Below are 18,694 nucleotides of genomic sequence, written 5' to 3' on the forward strand. Positions count from 1 at the left end.
TGGCCGGCCCGCGGCATGCCGTCGTGGGCGGTGCGCTCGGCGTCGGCCAGCAGCTCGCGGGCGGCCCGGCCGGCCTCGGCCGCGGTCTTGCGGCCGGCGGCGGCCGCATCGGCCTCGGCGCCGATCGCCAGCGCGTCGAGCATGATCCGGCCGAGCTGCGGGGCGAGATCGGGGTAGAGCCCGCCCAACCCGTCCAGCGCCCGGCCCAGCAGCTCGGCGGCCCGCTCCGGCTGCCCCTGCCACAGCGCCGCCTCGCCGCTGGCCTGCCCGACGAACAGGATCACCTGCTCGTCGACCGAGTCGAAGTCGCGCAGCTCCGCCAGCCGGCGCTCGGCCTGCTCGAAGCGGCCGCGGGCGACCACCGGCAGCATCCCGGCCGCGGAGAGCCGGGTGGCCACCGCGGCCGACACCGACTCGCCGGCGATCTCGGCCGCCGCCTCGGCGGAGTCCCAGTCGCCGCGCAGGAAGCGGGCGACGACGTGCGCCACGCGCAGGTCGAGGCCCTCGCCGCTCCAGGTGAGTCCGGTGGCGGCGGCGCGCGCCTCCCCCTCGGCGAACTCGTCGCCCGCCTCGGTCAGCCGGCCGGCGTCCAGCAGGGACATCCCGGTGACGTAGTAGACCCGCAGCTCCACCGACAGGTTGCCGGAGCTGCGGGCCAGCGGCTTGGCCCGGCCCAGCCGGGCCCTGGCCCGCTCCGCGTCGCCGCGGAACTCGTCGTAGGAGGCCAGGGTGGTGAGCGCGAACGCCTTGGCCGAGGCCATCGCCGAGGTCGGGTCGGGATCGGGGCCGGTGACCTCGATGGCGGCCCGGGCCGCGTCGTGCGCCTCGCTCAACCGGTCGAGCCGCATCAGCGCCCGGGCGAGCACCGCGTTCGCCCAGGCCGCGTGCTCGCCCGGCGGCTCGTCGGCGATGACCTCCAGGGCCCGCTCGGCCGCGGCCAGCGCCTCCTGCTCGCGGCCGGCCAGCTCCAGCAGCCGCAGGGCGTAGCGGCGCGCGATCGCGGACGTGCGGTACGGGTCGCCCGCCTCCTCGGCCAGCTCCAGCGCGCGCAGGCCCAGCGCGATCCCGCGGTCGGGGTCGCCGGTGGCGCTGGCGCCCCACGCGGCCCAGCGGGTCAGCGTGCCCTCGTCGACGCCGGCGACCCGCTCGGCGTCGGGCACGGCCGACCACAGCTCGATCGCCCGCTCGGCGTGCTGCAACATCTCCGCGGGGGCCTCCCGCTCGTTGGCCTCGCGGGCGGCCTGCACGGACGCGGTGAGCGCGAGCGGCAGGTCGTGGCCGGCCATCGCGTGGTGGGCCAGCTCGGCCGCCCGGTTGCCGGTGCCCGGCGGCAGCTGGGCGAGCAGCGCGGCGTAAGCGGCGTGCAGCCTGCTGCGCTCGCCGGGCAGCAGCTCGTGGTAGATCGCCTCGCGCAGCAGCTCGTGGCGGAAGAGGTAGGTGTCGCCCCTGGTCGGCGAGCTCTCCTCGGCGATCAGGACGTGGTGCGCCGCGGCGTCGCGCAGCGCCTGCTCCAGCTCGTCGACGTCGAGGCCGGACACCGCGGCCAGCTGGTCGTGGCGGACCCGGCGGCCGGCGACCGAGGCGATCCGCAGCACCCGCTGGGTGGCGGTGGGCAGGCCCTCGACGCGGGCCACCAGCACCTCGGCTAGCCCGTGCGGCATGCCGTCGGCGGAGGCGGAGACCAGCTCCTCGGCGAAGAACGCGTTGCCCTCGCTGCGCCGGGCCGCCGTGCGCATCACCTGCTCGGAGAGCGTGCCCGCGGCCAGCTGGCGGACCAGCTGCAGCGCGTCGGCCCGGTCGAGCGGGGGCAGCTCGATCCGCTCGACGGCCGGCAGCCGGATGAGCTCGGACAGCACCGCGCGCAGCGGGTGGCGGCGGTGCAGGTCGTCGGAGCGGTAGGTGGCCAGCACGACCAGCCGCTGCCCGGTCAGCCGGGACAGCAGGAAGACCAGCAGGTCGCGGCTGGAGCGGTCGGCCCAGTGCAGGTCCTCCACGACGACGAGGGCCGGCCCGTCGGCCGTCAGCTCGGCGAGCGCGGACAGCACGGCGTCGAACACCTGCAGCTGGCCCAGCTCGCGGTGCTCGCCGTCCTGCTGCTCGGCGCGCGGGACCCCGCCGGGCAGCAGGTGGCGCAGGGCGACGTGCTCGGCCACCAGCTCCGGGCGGGTGGCCGCCAGCGCCCCGACGATCTCGGTGAACGGCAGGTACGGCAGCGCGGACTCGCCGGTGTCGAGGCAGCGCCCGACCAGGACGCTGAACCCGGCCGCGGCGGCGCGCTCGCTGGCCTCGGCGACCAGCCGCGACTTGCCCACGCCCGCGTCGCCGGACAGCAGCACCCCCGTCGGCCGCCCGGCCGCGGCGCGCTCCAGCGCCGCGGCCAGCGCCTTGATCTCGACGTGCCGCCCGACCAGCTCGATCCCGACCCCCAACCGCCCCACGCCGCTCATCGTGACACGGGTTACCGACGGTTTCCGTCGAGTTCGCCGACGGTGCACATCTTCGCCGCCCCGCCGCTCCGGCCCGCGGGCTCCGACGGCGGGGAGTACCGGTCGTGGCGGCCCTCCCGCGCCGCCATCTGCGCCACAGCCTCGTCGGCGGCGCGCCGCAGGGCCCGGCGCCCGGCGCGCGCGAGCGAGGCGAGGCGGTACTCGCGGGCCTCGGCCATCAGCTTCCCGCGGCGGTGGTCGGTCTCGACGGTGGTCATGGTCATGTCGATGAACATGCTCCGAGGTTCGCCCTGAGGCCGGGGGGTCGGCATCGGACGATCACGTCGGGGTGGTGGGGGGTGCGGGGGGCTGGGGGCTGAGGGGTAAGGGGCTGGGGGGTGGGGGTAAGGCATTGCCGCAGTCGGGTGGGCTCCGAGGTGGGTACGCGATTTGAGGGGCCTCCGGCGGCTCCTACGCGGAGGGCGACCTCTGATCGAGCAGGGGCTTCCGGGGTGTGGTGTGGCCGCTTCGCGGCCGAGCGGGGCGGGCGGGTGTCCTCGCAGCGCCGGGGTGGGTGTCGCAGCGCCGGGTGGGTGTCCTCGCAGCGCCGGGTGGGTGTCGCAGCCCGCCGTGGGTCGTCGCAGCCCGCCGGCGGGCTGCGAGGACACCGCCGGGTCTGCGAGGACCCCGACTCACATGATCGACTCAGCCGGGGAGGGTGACCACGCACCCCGGCTGGCCTCTTCGCAGGGTCCTCGTGATCCGCGCAGGGTCTACGGCACCTGCGAGGACCACGCCGCCCCTGCGAAGACGACCCACCCCCAACCGCGGACCGAACGGGAAGCCCCGATCCGGGCGGCGTGGGCGGTCCACGGCACTGGCGCGGCGCTACCGGAGGCCCGAAGGCGTGTCCGGGGCCACTGCCGGAGCTGCACCGGCTGACAACCGGCCTCCCACAGCCTCGGACCCCTGCCCGCCTGCACCTCCGCCGCCCGACGGCGTTACCGTTGACACGTCCGGCGGTAGCCGGCACCGATGCGACGAGGAGGAGAGCAGATGCCCCCCGCCGGCAAGCCCGTTCGGGCGCCGCGTAAGAAGGTCAACCCGCTGCACGCGAAGCGGATCAAGGAAGTGGACTGGAAGGACGTGACGCTGCTGCGGCAGTTCATCTCCGACCGGGGCAAGATCCGGGCCCGCCGGGTCACCGGGCTGACCCCCCAGCAGCAGCGCCAGGTGGCTGTCGCCATCCGCAACGCGCGGGAGATGGCCCTGTTGCCCTACCCCCGCGCAGGCCGCGGCTGAGGCCGTGTAGAGTTGTCGACGCCGCCCGGGAGTGACCGTCCGAGCGGCCGGCCGCCCCTTTAGCTCAGTCGGCAGAGCGTCTCCATGGTAAGGAGAAGGTCTACGGTTCGATTCCGTAAAGGGGCTCCAGCGGAGTGCATCGTCCACTCCGCGCAGCGGTGTAGCTCAGTTGGTAGAGCAAGCGGCTCATAATCGCTGTGTCGCCGGTTCAAGTCCGGCCACCGCTACCCGGCACCCGCTCCACTCGTTAGTCGTTCACAGGAGGCACCCGCGATGGCGAAGGCCACGGACGTCCGGCCGAAGATCACGCTGGCGTGCGAGGTGTGCAAGCACCGCAACTACATCACCAAGAAGAACCGGCGCAACGACCCCGACCGGCTCGCGCTGAAGAAGTTCTGCCCGAACTGCAGCGTGCACCGCGAGCACCGCGAGACCCGCTGAGGGTGGTCGACCAGTCGCTGGTCGGCCGCACGCTGCCGCCGACCGCGCCGTACCTGGTCGGACGGCAGAAGGTCACGGAGTTCGCCCTCGCCATCGGTGAGGGCGATTCCGTGTGTCTGGACGTCGACGCGGCCCGCGCCGCGGGTCACCCCGATGTCGTCGCGCCCCCCACGTTCACCATCGCGTTCGTGCTGCCGGCGATCGAGGCGTTCCTGCGCGACCCCGAGGTCGGGTGGGACTACGCGCACATGGTCCACGCCGAGCAGTCGATCTCGCTGCACCGCCCGGTGCACGCCGGCGACGAGCTGGCCACCACCATCCACGTCGACGACCTGCGCACCCGCGCCGGCAGCCACATGTTGACGCTGCGCTGTGAGGTCGCCGACACCGCGGGCGCGGCGGTCGCCACCTGCAAGGCCGTCCTCGTCACGCAGGCGGGTGCGGAGTGAGCGCGCAGGCCGGGCCCGGGACGGCCAAGGGCGACGAGATCGCCCCCACCACGGTCCGGGTCACCCGGGCCGACCTCGTCCGCTACGCGGGGGCCTCCGGCGACTTCAACCCCATCCACTGGAGCGACCGCGTCGCCGGTGAGGTCGGGCTGCCCGGGGTCATCGCGCACGGGATGCTCACCATGGCCCTCGCCGGGCGCTTCGTGAGCGCCTGGGCGGGCGGGCCCGCCGCCGTGCGCGGGCTGGGAGTGCGGTTCACGCGGCCCGTCGTCGTCCCGGACGACGACACCGGCGCCGCGATAGAGCTCTCGGGCACCGTCTCGGGGGTCGAGGACGGCGTCGCCACCGTGGTCGTGACCGCGAAGTTCGACGGCCGCACGGTGCTGGGCAAGGCCACCGCTCAGGTGCTGCTCCCGTCCTGACGCGCCCGCCGGGGGTACGCGTTGGAGGTCGCGGATCGGGGTGCCGTACACTCGATCTGCTGGGTGCGTCGCTGAGTGACGCGCTCCGCCGGTGGGCCACTGGCCCGCGGCGGATGGCACAGGGGTGTAGCTCAACTGGCAGAGCAGCGGTCTCCAAAACCGCAGGTTGCAGGTTCAAGTCCTGTCACCCCTGCCATTTACGCACGACCGTCGGGACGAGCTGGAGGATGCGTGGCTGAGGAGCGCGAGGGGGACGAGGCCGGGCGCGAGCGCCCCACCTCGGCCGCCGACCGTCGGGGCCGGCGCTCCGGCTCGGCACCCGACGCGGGAAGGGGTAGGTCCACGGCGGTCCGCGAGGGCAGGCAGGCCAAGCTCTCGCCGCCCGCCCGGCTCGCGCGCTTCATGCGCGAGGTCGTCGCCGAGCTGCGGAAGGTCATCTGGCCGTCCCGCAAGCAGCTGGTCACCTACACCATCGTCGTGCTGGTCTTCGTGTCGTTCATGGTCGCGCTCGTGTGGCTGCTGGACCTCGTGTTCGCCCAGGGTGTGCAGTACCTGTTCGGCACCTGACCGGCCACCACCTCCGGATCCAAGGAAGCGAGACCACAGTGACCTCCCAGGACGGCGGCCAGCGGCCGACCGACGTCGACCGGGTCGACGGCGTGCAGGACGAGGACGCCGCCGCGGAGTCCACGCACGCCGCTGAGGCCGACATCGACGCGGCCGTCGACGCGGAGGCCGCGGGTTCCGCCGAGGCCGCCGACGCCCTCGAGGACGTCGCCGACGACACCGCCGATGAGGCAGTGGACACCGACGAGGTCGTCGAGGCCTCCGACGCGGCGGGCGCCGCCGAGGCGGTCGCCGAGCCCGAGCCCGACGTCGAGGCCGACCCGGTCGAGGAGATGCGCGCGGCCCTACGCCGCGCCCCGGGCGAGTGGTACGTCATCCACTCCTACGCCGGCTACGAGAACAAGGTGAAGACCAACCTCGAGACCCGGGTGCAGACCCTGGACGTCGAGGACTACATCTTCCAGGTCGAGGTGCCCACCGAGGAGGTCACCGAGATCAAGAACGGCCAGCGCAAGCAGGTGCAGCGCAAGGTGCTGCCCGGCTACATCCTGGTCCGGATGGATCTCAACGACCAGTCGTGGGGCGCGGTGCGCAACACACCGGGCGTCACCGGGTTCGTCGGCGCGACCTCGAAGCCCTCGCCGCTCACGATCGACGACGTGCTGAAGTTCCTGATGCCGCGGGTCGAGCAGAAGCAGGCCACCGGCGGGGGCAAGGCCGACGTCGCCGCGTCCCCCGGCAAGCCGACGATCGAGGTCGACTTCGAGGTCGGCGAGTCGGTCACCGTGATGGACGGCCCGTTCGCCACGCTGCCGGCCACCATCAACGAGGTCAACGTGGACGCCCAGAAGCTCAAGGTGCTGGTGTCCATCTTCGGCCGCGAGACGCCCGTCGAGCTGGCGTTCAGCCAGGTCTCGAAGATCTGATCCCACCGCGGTCGCCATGGCCGCGCGCTCAACCACGAACAGGGAATAGCGATGCCCCCCAAGAAGCGGAAGCTCTCCGCGATCATCAAGCTCCAGATCAAGGCCGGGGCGGCCACCCCGGCCCCGCCGGTCGGTCCCGCGCTGGGTCAGCACGGCGTGAACATCATGGAGTTCTGCAAGGCCTACAACGCCGCCACCGAGGCCCAGCGCGGCGACATCGTGCCGGTCGAGATCAAGGTCTACGAGGACCGCTCGTTCGACTTCACCCTCAAGACCCCTCCGGCGGCGCGCCTGCTGCTGAAGGCGGCCGGTGTGGAGAAGGGCAGCGGCGAGCCGCACGTCAAGAAGGTGGCCACGGTCACCATGGAGCAGGTCCGCCAGATCGCGCAGACCAAGCTGGCCGACCTCAACGCCACCGACATCGACCAGGCCACGAAGATCATCGCCGGCACCGCCCGGTCGATGGGAATCACGGTCGCGGGCTGACGCGTTCCCTCCCTGTCACACCCTGATCGCGTGGGAGAGCCGAGCGCGGCTCGCACCACGACCTGACCCGCAGAGGACAGTTCCATGGCACAGCGCAGCAAGGTCTACCGCGAGGCCGCCGAGAAGATCGAGGCCGGACGGCTCTACACCCCGCTGGAGGCGGCCAACCTCGCCCGCGAGACCTCCAGCAGCAAGATGGACGCGACCGTCGAGGTCGCGATGCGCCTCGGCGTCGACCCCCGCAAGGCCGACCAGATGGTCCGCGGCACGGTCAGCCTGCCGCACGGCACCGGCAAGACCGTCCGCGTGATCGTCTTCGCGACCGGCGACAAGGCCGCTGAGGCCGAGGCGGCCGGCGCCGACGCGGTGGGCGCCGAGGACCTGATCGAGCGCATCCAGGGCGGCTGGCTGGAGTTCGACGCCGCCATCGCCACCCCCGACCAGATGGCCAAGGTCGGCCGGATCGCCCGCATCCTGGGCCCGCGCGGCCTGATGCCGAACCCGAAGACCGGCACCGTCACCCCGGACGTCACCAAGGCCGTCCAGGACATCAAGGGCGGCAAGATCAGCTTCCGGGTCGACAAGCAGTCGAACCTGCACCTCATCATCGGCAAGGCCTCCTTCCCCACCGAGAAGCTGGTGGAGAACTACGGCATCGCCCTCGACGAGATCCTGCGGGCCAAGCCGTCGGCGGCCAAGGGCCGGTACATCAAGAAGATCACCATCTCGACCACCACGGGCCCGGGCATCCCGGTCGACCCGAACCGCACCCGCAACCTGCTGGTGGACGAGACCTCGGCCTGACCGAGCGCACGACCCCGCGCCCCGTCACCGCTCAGGTGGCGGGGCGCTGTCGTGCCCGGACCCGCCGGACGACGTCCGCGACCGACGGCCCGCCGGCCAGGCACCACAGCGCGATCACCGGGTCGCAGATCGCGCAGCCCAGCGAGGACTGCTCGGCGAACGGGATGATCGGGGCGGCGTGCAGGTGGTGCAGCACGTCCCAGCCGGTGTGCAGCAGCCAGCCGATCCCGATGAACGTCCACGACTCCAACCCCCGGTACGCGCACCAGGTCACGGCGGCGGTGAAGGCGAACTCCCAGCCGCCGAGCCCGCCGCCGCTCAGGTAGGCCGCGCCCGCGCCCGCGACGACCACCGCGTTCAGCCGCCGCCGCTGGGGTTCGGGCGGCAGCGACGCCAGGACGCAGTAGAGGACACCGATCAGCAGCGGGACGAGCACGGTCATGACCGCGGACGCTAGGGCGCGGTGATCGACCCCGGCAGTGGCCGGACGGACGCGCACCGACGGATCCGCGCCAGGATGGGGACGTGCATCGCGTCGCGGTCCTGGCCTTCGACGGCGTCGTCCCGTTCGACCTGGCCCTCCCGGTCGAGGTGTTCGGCCGCGCCCGGCTCGCCGGCGGGGAGCCCGCCTACGAGGTGCTCGTGTGCGCCGCCGCCCCCGAGGTCGCCGCCGGGCCCGTCTCCCTCCGGGTGCCGCACGGCCTCGACCTGCTGGCCACGGCCGACACGGTCGTCGTACCCGGCGTCGACGACGCCGAGCGCACCGTCCCGGCCGTCGTCATCGACGCGCTGCGGGCGGCCCCCGGCCGCAAGGTGTCGATCTGCGCGGGCGCGTTCGTGCTCGCCGCGGCCGGCGTCCTCGACGGGCGCCGGGCCACCACGCACTGGGCCGCTGCCGCCGAGCTGGCCCGCCGCCACCCCGCCGTGCGCGTCGACCCCGACGTGCTCTACGTCGACGAGGGCGACGTGCTCACCTCGGCAGGCGCGGCCGCGGGCCTCGACCTGTGCCTGCACCTGGTGCGCCGCGACCACGGCGCGGCGGTGGCCGTCGAGGCCGCCAGGGCGTCGGTCATGCCGCTGGAGCGCGCCGGCGGGCAGGCCCAGTTCGTCGCCCACGAGCCGCCGGGCCCGCAGGGCAGCTCGCTGGGGCCCCTGCTGGACTGGCTCGCGCGGAACCTGCACCGCCCGCTCACCCTCGACGACATCGCCGCCAGGGCCGTGATGAGCACCCGGTCGCTGAGCAGGCGCTTCCGCGAGCAGACCGGCAGCACGCCGGCGCTCTGGCTGCGCCGCCACCGCGTGCGCCGGGCCCAGCTGCTGCTGGAGAGCACCGACCGGCCGGTGGAGCGGATCGGCGCCGACGTCGGGTTCGCCTCGCCGACCGCGTTCCGCCAGCGGTTCCGCGAGGTCGTCGGCGTCAGCCCGCGCGACTACCGCCGCGCGTTCCGCGCGTCCTGAGGTCCGATCGTCCTATGTGGTGGATCACGGTATCGGTCACGCCGGGTGACCGGTCTTCTCCTCATGGGGGATGAGGACGGGAACAGCACGAGGTTGGACGCGCTGGTCGGGTACGCGGTGGCGCGCTACGACGAGGGCGACTACGAGCCGGTGCTGGTGGTGGAGAAGCGGGCGGGCCACCCGTCGGTCGTCAGCCGGGGCGCCTGGCCGCTCGACGTCCACCGGCTCACCCGGACGCTGGAGGTCCGGACCAGGTTCCGGAAGTGGTGGGGTGCGCTGGTCTGGAGCGACCGCCCGACGGAGTACGGGTCCGCCCACCCCGTGCGCTACGTCTACTGCACGAACCCCGACCACCGGGCGGGCCTGCTGCTGGCGCAGCGCTACGACGCGTCGGGTCCGGTGGGGGAGCCGGAGCCGGTCGACCGGCACGACGAGCCCATCGGGTGGTCGCTCCCACCCCTGTCGACGGAGCGGTCACCGATCGAGCGGTTCAGATCGCGCGGCATCCTCCTCTTCCCCTTCGTCGCGGCCCTCGTCGGCCTCTTCTTCTCGAACGCCCTCGTCTGGTTCGCCGACCGGCTCGGCGGGACCACCTCGGCCGGCGCGACGGTCGTCCACCACGAGTTCGACCCGAAGCCCCGCGGCGCCGACCACGAGGTCCGACTCGTCACCGACGGCGGCGGTCGGGTGGAGCTGGACGGCGGGGACCTGCGGCACGTCTACGAGCACACCGCCCTCGGCGACCACGTCGAGGTGCTGACGTCCGGGTTCACCGGGCGCACGGTGGGGGTGCGGACCCCGAGCGCCTACCTCGACGTGGCCGGCGGCTGGGGCGAGCCGGTGGCCTGGACGCTCCTGGCGGTGGCCCTCGCCTGGCTGCTGGCCAAGCTGCTCACCTGGCGGACGTACCGCTGGTGGCTGGCGATCTCGACGCCGGTCGGCGTCGTGGCCGGCCTGTGGCTGACCCTGAACGGCCCGGGCTGAGCCCCGGTCAGCGCCAGTCGGCCAGGACCGCCTCGACCGGCTCCGGCTCCCCGGCCCGCTCCGGGACGGTGGTCGCCGTGCGGGAGAAGCGGGGGGCCGGGGCGGCCTGCGCGACGCCGTCGCGTTCGACGATGGTGGCGCGCGCGTCCAGGTGGGGGTGCGCGGCGACCTCGCCGAACGCCAGCACCGGCGTCACGCACGCGTCCGTGCCGGCGAACACCTCGGCCCACTCGTCGCGGCTGCGGGTGGCGAAGACCTCGGCGAGGCGGGCCTTGAGCTCCGGCCAGCGGTCGCGGTCGAGCTGGCCGGGCAGGTCGGCGTCGGTGAGGCCGAGCCCGGCCAGCATCGCGGCGTAGAACTGCGGCTCGATCGCCCCCACGGCCACGTACCGGCCGTCGGCGCAGGTGTAGGTGTCGTAGAACGGGGCGCCGCCGTCGAGCATGTTGACGCCGGGCTGGTCGACCCAGGCCTTCTGGGCCAGCATCCCCCAGAACATCTGCCCGAGCGCCGATGCGCCGTCGACCATCGCCGCGTCGACCACCTGGCCCTGCCCGGAGCGCTGCGCCTCCCACAGCGCCGACAGCACGCCGACCAGCAGGAACATCGAGCCGCCGCCGAAGTCGCCGACGAGGTTCAGCGGGGGGACGGGGCGCTCGCCCGGCCGGCCGATGGCGTGCAGCAGGCCGGTCAGCGAGATGTAGTTGATGTCGTGCCCGGCCCGCTGGGCCAGTGGGCCCTCCTGGCCCCAGCCGGTCATCCGGGCGTAGACGAGCTTCGGGTTGCGGGCGTGGCAGTCCCGCGGGCCGAGGCCGAGCCGCTCGGTGACGCCGGGCCGGAAGCCCTCGACCAGCACGTCGGCCTTCTCGACCAGGCCCAGCACGGCGTCGCGCCCGGCCGGGTCCTTGAGGTCGACGGCGATCCGGCGGCGCCCGCGCAGCGACGGGTCCGCGACGGCGCCCGGCCCCGGTCCGGGCCCCTTCGCGGGCCGGTCGACCCGCACGACCTCGGCCCCGAGGTCGGCCAGGATCATCGCGGCGTGCGGGCCCGGACCGATCCCGGCCAGCTCGACGACCTTCAGTCCGGCCAGTGGCCCGCTTCGTTGCACCCGACACCTCCGTGGATCGACCGGTCGTCACCATACGGTCGGTGCTGACCGTTACACCATCGTCGGCGGCCGTGGTCTCAACCACCGAGCGCCCCACCGCGCCTCCCGGCCGGTACCGGGGCCGCGTGCGGGGACGCCGGCGCGGGTGGCGTACCCTGGTCAGCAGTTCCACCGAAGACCGCAGGTCTGCCCACCCGGCCCCGCCGGGAGGGCACGAAGGTCCCGCCGACGGCGGGCGACCCGCGCAGGAGGACGAGGTCAGCCGGGCGCACCGCGCCCGCCACGCCCCGTGCGCTCCTGCGCTCGGGGCGTCCGTCTTCTCCGGGGTCGTCGCGGTGGGTCTTCCCCACGAGCACGACATCCGGAGAGGAGGCAAGGATGGTCAGACCCGACAAGATCACGGCCGTGGAGGACATCTCCAGCCGGTTCCAGGGCTCGACCGCCGCGGTGGTCACCGAGTACCGCGGCCTGACGATGGCCCAGCTGACGACGCTGCGCCGCTCGCTCGGCGACACCGCGACGTACCGCGTCGCGAAGAACACGCTGGTCAAGCGCGCTGCCGACGACGCGGGCGTCACGGGCATCGAGTCACTGCTGGTCGGCCCGACGGCGATCGCGTTCATCACCGGTGAGCCCGTCGACGCCGCCAAGGCGCTGCGCGACTTCGCCAAGGCCAACCAGGGCCTGGTGATCAAGGGCGGCTACATGGACGGTCGCGCCCTGACCGTCGCCGAGGTCAACCAGCTGGCCGACCTCGAGTCCCGCGAGGTGCTGCTGGCCAAGCTGGCCGGCGCGATGAAGGGCACCATGGCCAAGGCCGCCGGGCTGTTCGCCGCCCCGGCCTCCCAGGTCGCCCGCCTGGCCCAGGCGCTCGCCGACAAGCGCGCCGAGGAGGGCGGGGCCGAGGCTCCCGCCGCCACCAGCTCCGACGACGCGGCCCCGGCCGACGCCGAGAGCTGACCCCACCCCCCTTTTTTCTGCAGTAGAGAGGAACGCCACCATGGCGAAGCTGTCCACCGACGAGCTGCTCGACGCCTTCAAGGACCTCACCCTGATCGAGCTCTCCGAGTTCGTGAAGAAGTTCGAGGAGACCTTCGACGTCACCGCGGCCGCCCCCGTCGCCGTCGCCGCCGCCGGCCCCGCCGGCCCGGCCGCCGAGGCCCCCGAGGAGAAGGACGAGTTCAACGTCGTCCTCGAGGCCGCGGGCGACAAGAAGATCCAGGTCATCAAGGTCGTCCGCGAGCTCGTCTCGGGCCTGGGCCTGAAGGAGGCCAAGGACCTCGTCGAGTCCGCCCCGAAGCCGATCCTGGAGGCCGTGGCCAAGGACGCCGCCGACGCCGCCAAGGCCAAGCTCGAGGAGGCCGGCGCCAAGGTCTCCCTGACCTGAGTCGCCGCACCCGCAGCGGGGCCCGTCGCCGTTCCGGCGACGGGCCCCGCTCGCGTTCCGCCCCCAACGGCCCCCTGGGCCGGGGCGCAGGCTTACCGGCCCCGCAGCTCCCGGCGCAGCAGCTTCCCCGTCACCGTCTTCGGGATCTCGTCGAGGAACTCCACCTGGCGCGGGTACTTGTAGGCCGCCATCCGGGCCTTGCAGAACGCGATCAGCTCCGCCTCGTCGGCCGTGCGCCCGGGCCGGAGGCTGACGAAGGCCTTCACCGTCTCGCCGCGGTAGGGGTCGGGCACCCCGACGACCGCGGCTTCGCGGACGGCCGCGTGCTCGTAGAGGACGTCCTCGACCTCGCGCGGCCAGACCTTGTAGCCGCCGGCGTTGATCTGGTCCTTCTTGCGGTCGACGATGTAGAACCAGCCCTGCTCGTCCATGTAGCCGACGTCGCCGGTGTGCAGGGCGCCGCCGGGGATCGCCTTGTCGGTCTCCTCCGGCTTGTTCCAGTAGCCGGCCACGACCTGGGGTCCGGAGGTGACGATCTCGCCGATCTCGCCGACGGGGAGGTCCCGGCCGTCCTCGCCGACGATCCGCACGACGGTGTTGTAGATGGGCACGCCCACCGACAGCGCCCCGGAGGCCTCGTCGACGGGGGCCTCGGCGCCGCCGGGCACGAAGTGCGAGGGCGACGTGGTCTCGGTGAGGCCGTAGGCGTTGTGGATGTACTGGCCGAACGTCTCGGCGAACGCCTTCACCGAGGCCGGGGGGATGGGCGCCCCGCCGGACCAGATCTTGGTCAGCGATGCCAGCGCGTCGCGCTCGGCGTTCGGGGCGTTCATCAGGGCGATGAACACGGTGATCGAGCCGATGGTGAACGTGGGCCGCTCGGTGCGGATGACCTCGATGGCGGCCGCCGGCTCGAAGCGGTGGAACAGCACCAGCGGGGCCCCGGTCAGCAGGGCCACGCCGATGTGGCCGATCAGCCCGGTGATGTGGAAGAGCGGGGCCACGCCGAGGACGACGTCGGAGCCGCCGACGTCGCACCACTCGCGGTAGGCCTGGCTGTTGAACACCACGTTGGCGTGGGTGTTCATGGCGCCCTTCGGCGGGCCGGTGGTGCCCGAGGTGTAGGTCAGGAACGCCGTGTCGCCCGGCCGGAACGACACCGGTGGCGGCTGCTGGCCGCGGAAGCGCTCCAGCAGGCCGGCCATGTCGACGGTGTCGGGCAGGTCGATGCGTTCCGCGCCGCCGACGAGGCGCTCGTCGGGGTCGGTGGCGTACTCCAGTTCGGAGGTGGTGAGCACGGTGCGCACGTCGGTGCCGGCCACGACGGCCGCGGCGACGTCGCGGTGGAGGCTCTGGAGGCACACGAGGACGGTGGCGCCGGAGTCGCGCAGCAGGAGCTCCAGCTCGCGCTCGCGGTTCATCGGGTTGATCGACACCGCGATGCCGCCGGCCTTCCAGGTGCCGAGCAGGCCGATCACGAACTGCGGCACGTTCTGCAGGTAGAGGGCGACCCGCTCACCCGCGGTGAAGCCGCCGTCGAGCAGGCCGGCGGCGAACGCGTCGGAGAGCGCGTCGAGCTCGCGGTAGGTGATGCGCCCGCCCAGGTAGCGGACGGCGTCGGCGTCCGGCGCGCGGGCCGCGGTGGCCGCGAACATGCCGAGGGCGTCCGGGAACTCGGGGCTGATGTCGTGCGGCTGGCCCGCGTCGTAGCGGGGGAGCCACGGGCGTGCGGCGTAGTCGGTCATCGGTGACCCTCCGGCGTGTCGTGGCGGTCGACCGGACGATGATCAGCTAGGGTTCTCCGTCCGATGCCGGGTGATCGTTCGACGGCGCCGCGGGCCAAGTCAAGGAGACCTGACGAGTCGGAGTTCGTGACGAGATACCGCCGGCCGATGTGCGTGCGCCCGGCGGTGGGATGTGGTAGGGCGTCACCGCCGGTGGGCGGTCGTCGGCGTGCGTCGAAACCCGCTTGCTCATCGACGTGCGCAGGAGAAGTGCACGTCGGAGGCCCGGTCGTCCCGCGAAAAGCGCCACTTACCGACGCGTAGCGTCTTGACTGGATGCGGCAGTCAGGTCACTCTTAGGTCTCGGCGGACACCTCTGGTGACCCGCCTCGACAGCAGCTGCGTTTGCAGCTAGACTGCCTCTTTGCGCTGCCTACGTCCAGCTTCGCGTGCGCGCAGGGGGGTTCCTGTCGCAGGGAGTGTTCTCCCTGCGCTCTCGCGAGGACTGGTCGTGGGCCGCGCCATGACAACAGACGGCGTGCACCGCAAGCCCGCATCCGCGCGTTCGCCGACCCGGACCTCCCGCCCGGGTCGAACGGACGCACGGTAGCGCGCGGGACCGGCGCACGCCAGACGAGAGCGCAGTTCTCGGAAGGACGCATCTTGGCTTCGTCCAGCGCCACCACCTCGCCCACGGCACCCCTCGCCGCTGTTTCGGCCAACCCGAACTTCCCGGGAGCGCCCACTCGGGTCACCTTCGCGAAGATCCGCGAGCCTCTCGAGGTGCCGGACCTCCTCGACCTCCAGATCCAGTCCTTCGAGTGGCTGGTCGGGAACGAGGCCTGGTTCCAGCGGCGGATCGACGCCGGGGACGAGAACCCGATGGGCGGGCTGGAGGAGGTCCTCGCGGAGATCTCTCCGATCGAGGACTTCTCCGGCTCGATGTCGCTGTCCTTCTCCGACCCCCGCTTCGACGAGGTCAAGGCCTCCGTCGAGGAGTGCCGGGACAAGGACATGACCTACGGCGCCCCGCTGTTCGTCACCGCGGAGTTCACCAACAACACCACCGGCGAGATCAAGAGCCAGACGGTGTTCATGGGCGACTTCCCGGTGATGACCGACAAGGGCACGTTCATCATCAACGGCACCGAGCGTGTCGTGGTGTCCCAGCTCGTCCGGTCCCCGGGCGTGTACTTCTCCCACGACATCGACAAGACGACCGAGAAGGACGTCTACTCGGTGCGCGTCATCCCCAGCCGCGGCGCCTGGCTGGAGTTCGACGTCGACAAGCGCGACACCGTCGGCGTCCGCATCGACCGCAAGCGCCGCCAGCCGGTGACGGTCCTGCTCAAGGCCCTCGGCTGGACCGCGGAGCAGATCCAGGCCCGGTTCGGCTTCTCCGAGACGATCATGGCGACGCTGGAGAAGGACCACACCGCCGGCCAGGACGAGGCCCTGCTCGACATCTACCGCAAGCTGCGCCCGGGCGAGCCGCCGACGCGGGAGAGCGCGCAGACCCTCCTGGAGAACCTGTTCTTCAAGGACAAGCGCTACGACCTGGCCAAGGTCGGCCGCTACAAGGCCAACAAGAAGCTCGGCCTGAAGATCGACAACTCGGTCGGCATGCTGACCGAGGACGACATCGCCACCACCATCGAGTACCTCGTCCGGCTGCACGCCGGCGAGACCGAGATGACGGTGGGCGCCGACGCCGAGGGCAACGGCGGCATCACGGTGCCGGTCGAGATCGACGACATCGACCACTTCGGCAACCGGCGCCTGCGCACGGTCGGCGAGCTGATCCAGAACCAGGTGCGGGTGGGGCTCTCGCGCATGGAGCGCGTCGTCCGCGAGCGGATGACCACCCAGGACGTCGAGGCGATCACCCCGCAGACCCTGATCAACATCCGGCCGGTCTCGGCCGCGATCCGGGAGTTCTTCGGCACCTCGCAGCTCTCGCAGTTCATGGACCAGCACAACCCGCTGGCCGGGCTGACGCACAAGCGCCGGCTGTCCGCGCTGGGCCCGGGCGGTCTGTCCCGCGAGCGGGCGGGCTTCGAGGTCCGCGACGTGCACACCAGCCACTACGGCCGGATGTGCCCGATCGAGACGCCGGAAGGCCCGAACATCGGCCTGATCGGCTCGCTGTCGACGTTCGCGCAGGTCAACCCGTTCGGTTTCATCCAGACCCCGTACCGCAAGGTCGTCGAGGGCCGGGTCACCGAGCAGATCGACTACCTCACCGCGGACGAGGAGGACCGCTTCGTCATCGCGCAGGCCAACGCGCCGCTGCTGGAGGACGGCTCCTTCTCCGAGGAGCGGGTCATGGTCCGCCGCAAGGCGGGCGAGGTCGACTACATCCCGCCGACGGGCGTCGACTACATCGACGTCTCGCCGCGCCAGATGGTGTCGGTCGCGACCGCGCTGATCCCGTTCCTCGAGCACGACGACGCGAACCGCGCGCTGATGGGCGCCAACATGCAGCGCCAGTCGGTGCCGCTGCTGCGCAGCGAGTCGCCGCTGGTCGGCACGGGCATGGAGCTGCGGGCCGCGGTCGACGCCGGCGACGTGCTGGTGGCCGAGAAGGCCGGTGTGGTCGAGGAGCTCTGCGCCGACTACATCACCGTCATGGCCGACGACGGCACCCGCACCACCTACCGGCTGAACAAGTTCCGCCGCTCCAACCAGGGCACCTGCAACAACCAGAAGCCCATCGTGGACGAGGGCCAGCGGGTCGAGGTCGGGCAGGTCATCGCCGACGGGCCGTGCACCGAGAACGGTGAGATGGCGCTGGGCAAGAACCTGCTCGTGGCGATCATGCCGTGGGAGGGCCACAACTACGAGGACGCGATCATCCTCTCGCAGCGCCTGGTGCAGGACGACGTGCTCACGTCGATCCACATCGAGGAGCACGAGATCGACGCCCGCGACACCAAGCTGGGCGCCGAGGAGATCACCCGGGACATCCCGAACGTCTCCGAGGAGGTGCTGGCCGACCTCGACGAGCGCGGCATCATCCGGATCGGCGCCGAGGTCCAGCCCGGCGACATCCTGGTCGGCAAGGTCACCCCGAAGGGCGAGACCGAGCTGACCCCGGAGGAGCGCCTGCTCCGCGCGATCTTCGGCGAGAAGGCGCGCGAGGTCCGCGACACCTCGCTGAAGGTGCCGCACGGCGAGAACGGCAAGGTCATCGGCATCCGGGTCTTCTCCCGCGACGACGAGGACGAGCTCGCCCCCGGCGTCAACGAGCTGGTGCGGGTCTACGTCGCCCAGAAGCGCAAGATCCAGGACGGCGACAAGCTCGCCGGCCGGCACGGCAACAAGGGCGTCATCGGCAAGATCCTGCCCGCCGAGGACATGCCCTTCCTGGCCGACGGCACCCCGGTCGACATCATCCTCAACACCCACGGCGTGCCCCGCCGGATGAACATCGGCCAGGTCCTGGAGACCCACCTCGGGTGGATCGCCAAGTCCGGCTGGGAGATCGAGGGCCAGCCGGAGTGGGCGTCGAAGATGCCCGAGGACCTCTACGCGGTCCCGCCGGGCACGAAGACGGCGACGCCGGTCTTCGACGGCGCCCGCGAGAACGAGATCACCGGTCTGCTCGGCTCCACCCGCCCCAACCGCGACGGCGACCGCATGGTCGGCCCGGACGGCAAGGCGCTGCTGCTCGACGGGCGTTCCGGGGAGCCGTTCCCGTTCCCGGTCGCGGTCGGCTACATGTACATCCTGAAGCTGGCCCACCTGGTCGACGACAAGATCCACGCACGGTCCACCGGTCCGTACTCGATGATCACGCAGCAGCCGCTGGGCGGTAAGGCCCAGTTCGGTGGCCAGCGGTTCGGCGAGATGGAGTGCTGGGCGATGCAGGCCTACGGCGCGGCCTACACGCTGCAGGAGCTGCTGACGATCAAGTCCGATGACGTCGTGGGCCGCGTGAAGGTCTACGAGGCCATCGTCAAGGGCGAGAACATCCCCGAGCCGGGCATCCCGGAGTCGTTCAAGGTGCTCCTGAAGGAGCTCCAGTCGCTGTGCCTGAACGTCGAGGTGCTCAGCAGCGACGGCGCGGCGATCGAGATGCGCGACACCGACGACGAGGACCTCGAGCGCGCCGCGGCGAACCTGGGCATCAACCTGTCCAGCCGCCCCGGCTCCGACTCGATGACCGTCGACGACGTCGTCAACTGATCCCGCCCGAGCGAGCGACAAGAAG

General features: G+C 72.4%; 18 protein-coding genes and 3 tRNA genes. 16 read left to right on the forward strand and 5 right to left on the reverse strand.

Going from position 1 to position 18,694, the window contains the following annotated elements; translation table 11 throughout:
• Together KIK08_RS06720 and KIK08_RS06725 are read right to left on the reverse strand one after the other, a co-directional pair.
• The coding region (locus tag KIK08_RS06720; protein WP_214402134.1) for an ATP-binding protein at positions 1–2,438 on the reverse strand (2,438 nt) is incomplete at its 3' end.
• A gap of 20 nt (positions 2,439–2,458) precedes the next feature.
• A complete protein-coding gene (locus KIK08_RS06725) occupies positions 2,459–2,722 on the reverse strand; it encodes a hypothetical protein (RefSeq protein ID WP_214402135.1) in 264 nt (87 codons plus the stop codon).
• A gap of 760 nt (positions 2,723–3,482) precedes the next feature.
• On the opposite strand from KIK08_RS06725, the gene rpsR reads away from it, so the two are divergent.
• From rpsR to rplA, 11 genes are all read left to right on the forward strand, one after another.
• A complete protein-coding gene (gene rpsR, locus KIK08_RS06730; RefSeq protein WP_214402194.1) occupies positions 3,483–3,728 on the forward strand; it encodes a 30S ribosomal protein S18 in 246 nt (81 codons plus the stop codon).
• 53 nt (positions 3,729–3,781) lie between these two features.
• Positions 3,782–3,857, forward strand: a tRNA-Thr gene (locus KIK08_RS06735).
• 25 nt (positions 3,858–3,882) lie between these two features.
• Positions 3,883–3,955: transfer RNA gene (locus KIK08_RS06740), tRNA-Met, on the forward strand.
• 46 nt (positions 3,956–4,001) lie between these two features.
• Positions 4,002–4,169, forward strand: coding sequence for a 50S ribosomal protein L33 (rpmG, locus tag KIK08_RS06745; RefSeq protein ID WP_214402136.1), 168 nt, complete (start codon positions 4,002–4,004; stop codon positions 4,167–4,169).
• Positions 4,170–4,171: 2 nt separating this feature from the next.
• Positions 4,172–4,618 carry an FAS1-like dehydratase domain-containing protein gene (locus tag KIK08_RS06750; RefSeq protein WP_214402137.1) on the forward strand — a complete coding sequence of 149 codons (447 nt, stop codon included), beginning with the start codon at positions 4,172–4,174 and terminating at the stop codon, positions 4,616–4,618.
• Positions 4,615–5,040, forward strand: coding sequence for a MaoC/PaaZ C-terminal domain-containing protein (locus KIK08_RS06755; RefSeq protein WP_214402138.1), 426 nt, complete (start codon positions 4,615–4,617; stop codon positions 5,038–5,040). Before KIK08_RS06750 ends, KIK08_RS06755 begins: the two co-directional genes overlap by 4 nt.
• 120 nt (positions 5,041–5,160) lie before the next feature.
• Positions 5,161–5,236 (forward strand) — tRNA-Trp (locus tag KIK08_RS06760).
• A 35-nt stretch (positions 5,237–5,271) separates the two neighbouring features.
• Positions 5,272–5,607: a preprotein translocase subunit SecE gene (gene secE, locus KIK08_RS41585; RefSeq protein ID WP_214402139.1), complete on the forward strand. Its 336-nt coding sequence runs from the start codon at positions 5,272–5,274 to the stop codon at positions 5,605–5,607.
• 38 nt (positions 5,608–5,645) lie between these two features.
• Positions 5,646–6,533, forward strand: coding sequence for a transcription termination/antitermination protein NusG (gene nusG, locus KIK08_RS06770; RefSeq protein ID WP_214402140.1), 888 nt, complete (start codon positions 5,646–5,648; stop codon positions 6,531–6,533).
• Between the two features lie 51 nt (positions 6,534–6,584).
• Complete coding sequence (gene rplK / locus KIK08_RS06775; RefSeq protein ID WP_214402141.1) at positions 6,585–7,019, forward strand: 50S ribosomal protein L11; 435 nt, start codon at positions 6,585–6,587, stop codon at positions 7,017–7,019.
• An 84-nt stretch (positions 7,020–7,103) separates the two neighbouring features.
• Positions 7,104–7,823, forward strand: a complete 720-nt coding sequence (rplA, locus tag KIK08_RS06780; RefSeq protein WP_214402142.1) for a 50S ribosomal protein L1 — start codon at positions 7,104–7,106, stop codon at positions 7,821–7,823.
• Positions 7,824–7,854: 31 nt separating this feature from the next.
• On the opposite strand, the gene KIK08_RS06785 is transcribed toward rplA, so the two are convergent.
• Positions 7,855–8,265 (reverse strand): DUF6010 family protein, encoded by a 411-nt coding sequence (locus tag KIK08_RS06785; protein WP_214402143.1) that lies wholly within the window; start codon positions 8,263–8,265, stop codon positions 7,855–7,857.
• An 83-nt stretch (positions 8,266–8,348) separates the two neighbouring features.
• On the opposite strand from KIK08_RS06785, the gene KIK08_RS06790 reads away from it, so the two are divergent.
• Both KIK08_RS06790 and KIK08_RS06795 read left to right on the forward strand, forming a co-directional pair.
• A complete protein-coding gene (locus tag KIK08_RS06790; RefSeq protein ID WP_214402144.1) occupies positions 8,349–9,281 on the forward strand; it encodes a GlxA family transcriptional regulator in 933 nt (310 codons plus the stop codon).
• 63 nt (positions 9,282–9,344) lie between these two features.
• Positions 9,345–10,265 (forward strand): hypothetical protein, encoded by a 921-nt coding sequence (locus tag KIK08_RS06795; RefSeq protein WP_214402145.1) that lies wholly within the window; start codon positions 9,345–9,347, stop codon positions 10,263–10,265.
• A gap of 7 nt (positions 10,266–10,272) precedes the next feature.
• Here the strand turns inward: KIK08_RS06795 and KIK08_RS06800 are convergent, their stop codons facing one another.
• Positions 10,273–11,370, reverse strand: coding sequence for a CaiB/BaiF CoA transferase family protein (locus KIK08_RS06800; RefSeq protein WP_214402146.1), 1,098 nt, complete (start codon positions 11,368–11,370; stop codon positions 10,273–10,275).
• A gap of 378 nt (positions 11,371–11,748) precedes the next feature.
• Between KIK08_RS06800 and rplJ the strand changes: the two genes are divergently transcribed.
• Positions 11,749–12,330, forward strand: coding sequence for a 50S ribosomal protein L10 (rplJ, locus tag KIK08_RS06805; protein WP_214402147.1), 582 nt, complete (start codon positions 11,749–11,751; stop codon positions 12,328–12,330).
• A 40-nt stretch (positions 12,331–12,370) separates the two neighbouring features.
• On the forward strand, positions 12,371–12,757 hold the full coding sequence (gene rplL, locus KIK08_RS06810; RefSeq protein ID WP_214402148.1) for a 50S ribosomal protein L7/L12: 387 nt from the start codon (positions 12,371–12,373) through the stop codon (positions 12,755–12,757).
• 92 nt (positions 12,758–12,849) lie between these two features.
• On the opposite strand, the gene KIK08_RS06815 is transcribed toward rplL, so the two are convergent.
• A complete protein-coding gene (locus tag KIK08_RS06815) occupies positions 12,850–14,502 on the reverse strand; it encodes a class I adenylate-forming enzyme family protein (protein WP_214402149.1) in 1,653 nt (550 codons plus the stop codon).
• Between the two features lie 642 nt (positions 14,503–15,144).
• Here KIK08_RS06815 and rpoB point away from each other — a divergent pair.
• The gene (gene rpoB / locus KIK08_RS06820; protein ID WP_214402150.1) at positions 15,145–18,669 is read left to right on the forward strand and encodes a DNA-directed RNA polymerase subunit beta; all 3,525 of its coding nucleotides are present in this window, start codon (positions 15,145–15,147) and stop codon (positions 18,667–18,669) included.
• Positions 18,670–18,694 lie beyond the last annotated feature (25 nt).

This window comes from Pseudonocardia lacus (assembly GCF_018531445.1).
Taxonomy (GTDB): domain Bacteria; phylum Actinomycetota; class Actinomycetes; order Mycobacteriales; family Pseudonocardiaceae; genus Pseudonocardia; species Pseudonocardia lacus.

Bases quoted from the DNA above. Each gene is read 5' to 3' on its own strand.
- KIK08_RS06795 (WP_214402145.1), top strand. From the start codon at position 9,345: ATGGGGGATGAGGACGGGAACAGCACGAGGTTGGACGCGCTGGTCGGG.
- KIK08_RS06785 (WP_214402143.1), bottom strand. From the start codon at position 8,265: ATGACCGTGCTCGTCCCGCTGCTGATCGGTGTCCTCTACTGCGTCCTG.
- rplL (WP_214402148.1), top strand. From the start codon at position 12,371: ATGGCGAAGCTGTCCACCGACGAGCTGCTCGACGCCTTCAAGGACCTC.
- rpmG (WP_214402136.1), top strand. From the start codon at position 4,002: ATGGCGAAGGCCACGGACGTCCGGCCGAAGATCACGCTGGCGTGCGAG.
- KIK08_RS06815 (WP_214402149.1), bottom strand. From the start codon at position 14,502: ATGACCGACTACGCCGCACGCCCGTGGCTCCCCCGCTACGACGCGGGC.
- KIK08_RS06725 (WP_214402135.1), bottom strand. From the start codon at position 2,722: ATGTTCATCGACATGACCATGACCACCGTCGAGACCGACCACCGCCGC.
- rpsR (WP_214402194.1), top strand. From the start codon at position 3,483: ATGCCCCCCGCCGGCAAGCCCGTTCGGGCGCCGCGTAAGAAGGTCAAC.
- rplA (WP_214402142.1), top strand. From the start codon at position 7,104: ATGGCACAGCGCAGCAAGGTCTACCGCGAGGCCGCCGAGAAGATCGAG.
- rplJ (WP_214402147.1), top strand. From the start codon at position 11,749: ATGGTCAGACCCGACAAGATCACGGCCGTGGAGGACATCTCCAGCCGG.
- rplK (WP_214402141.1), top strand. From the start codon at position 6,585: ATGCCCCCCAAGAAGCGGAAGCTCTCCGCGATCATCAAGCTCCAGATC.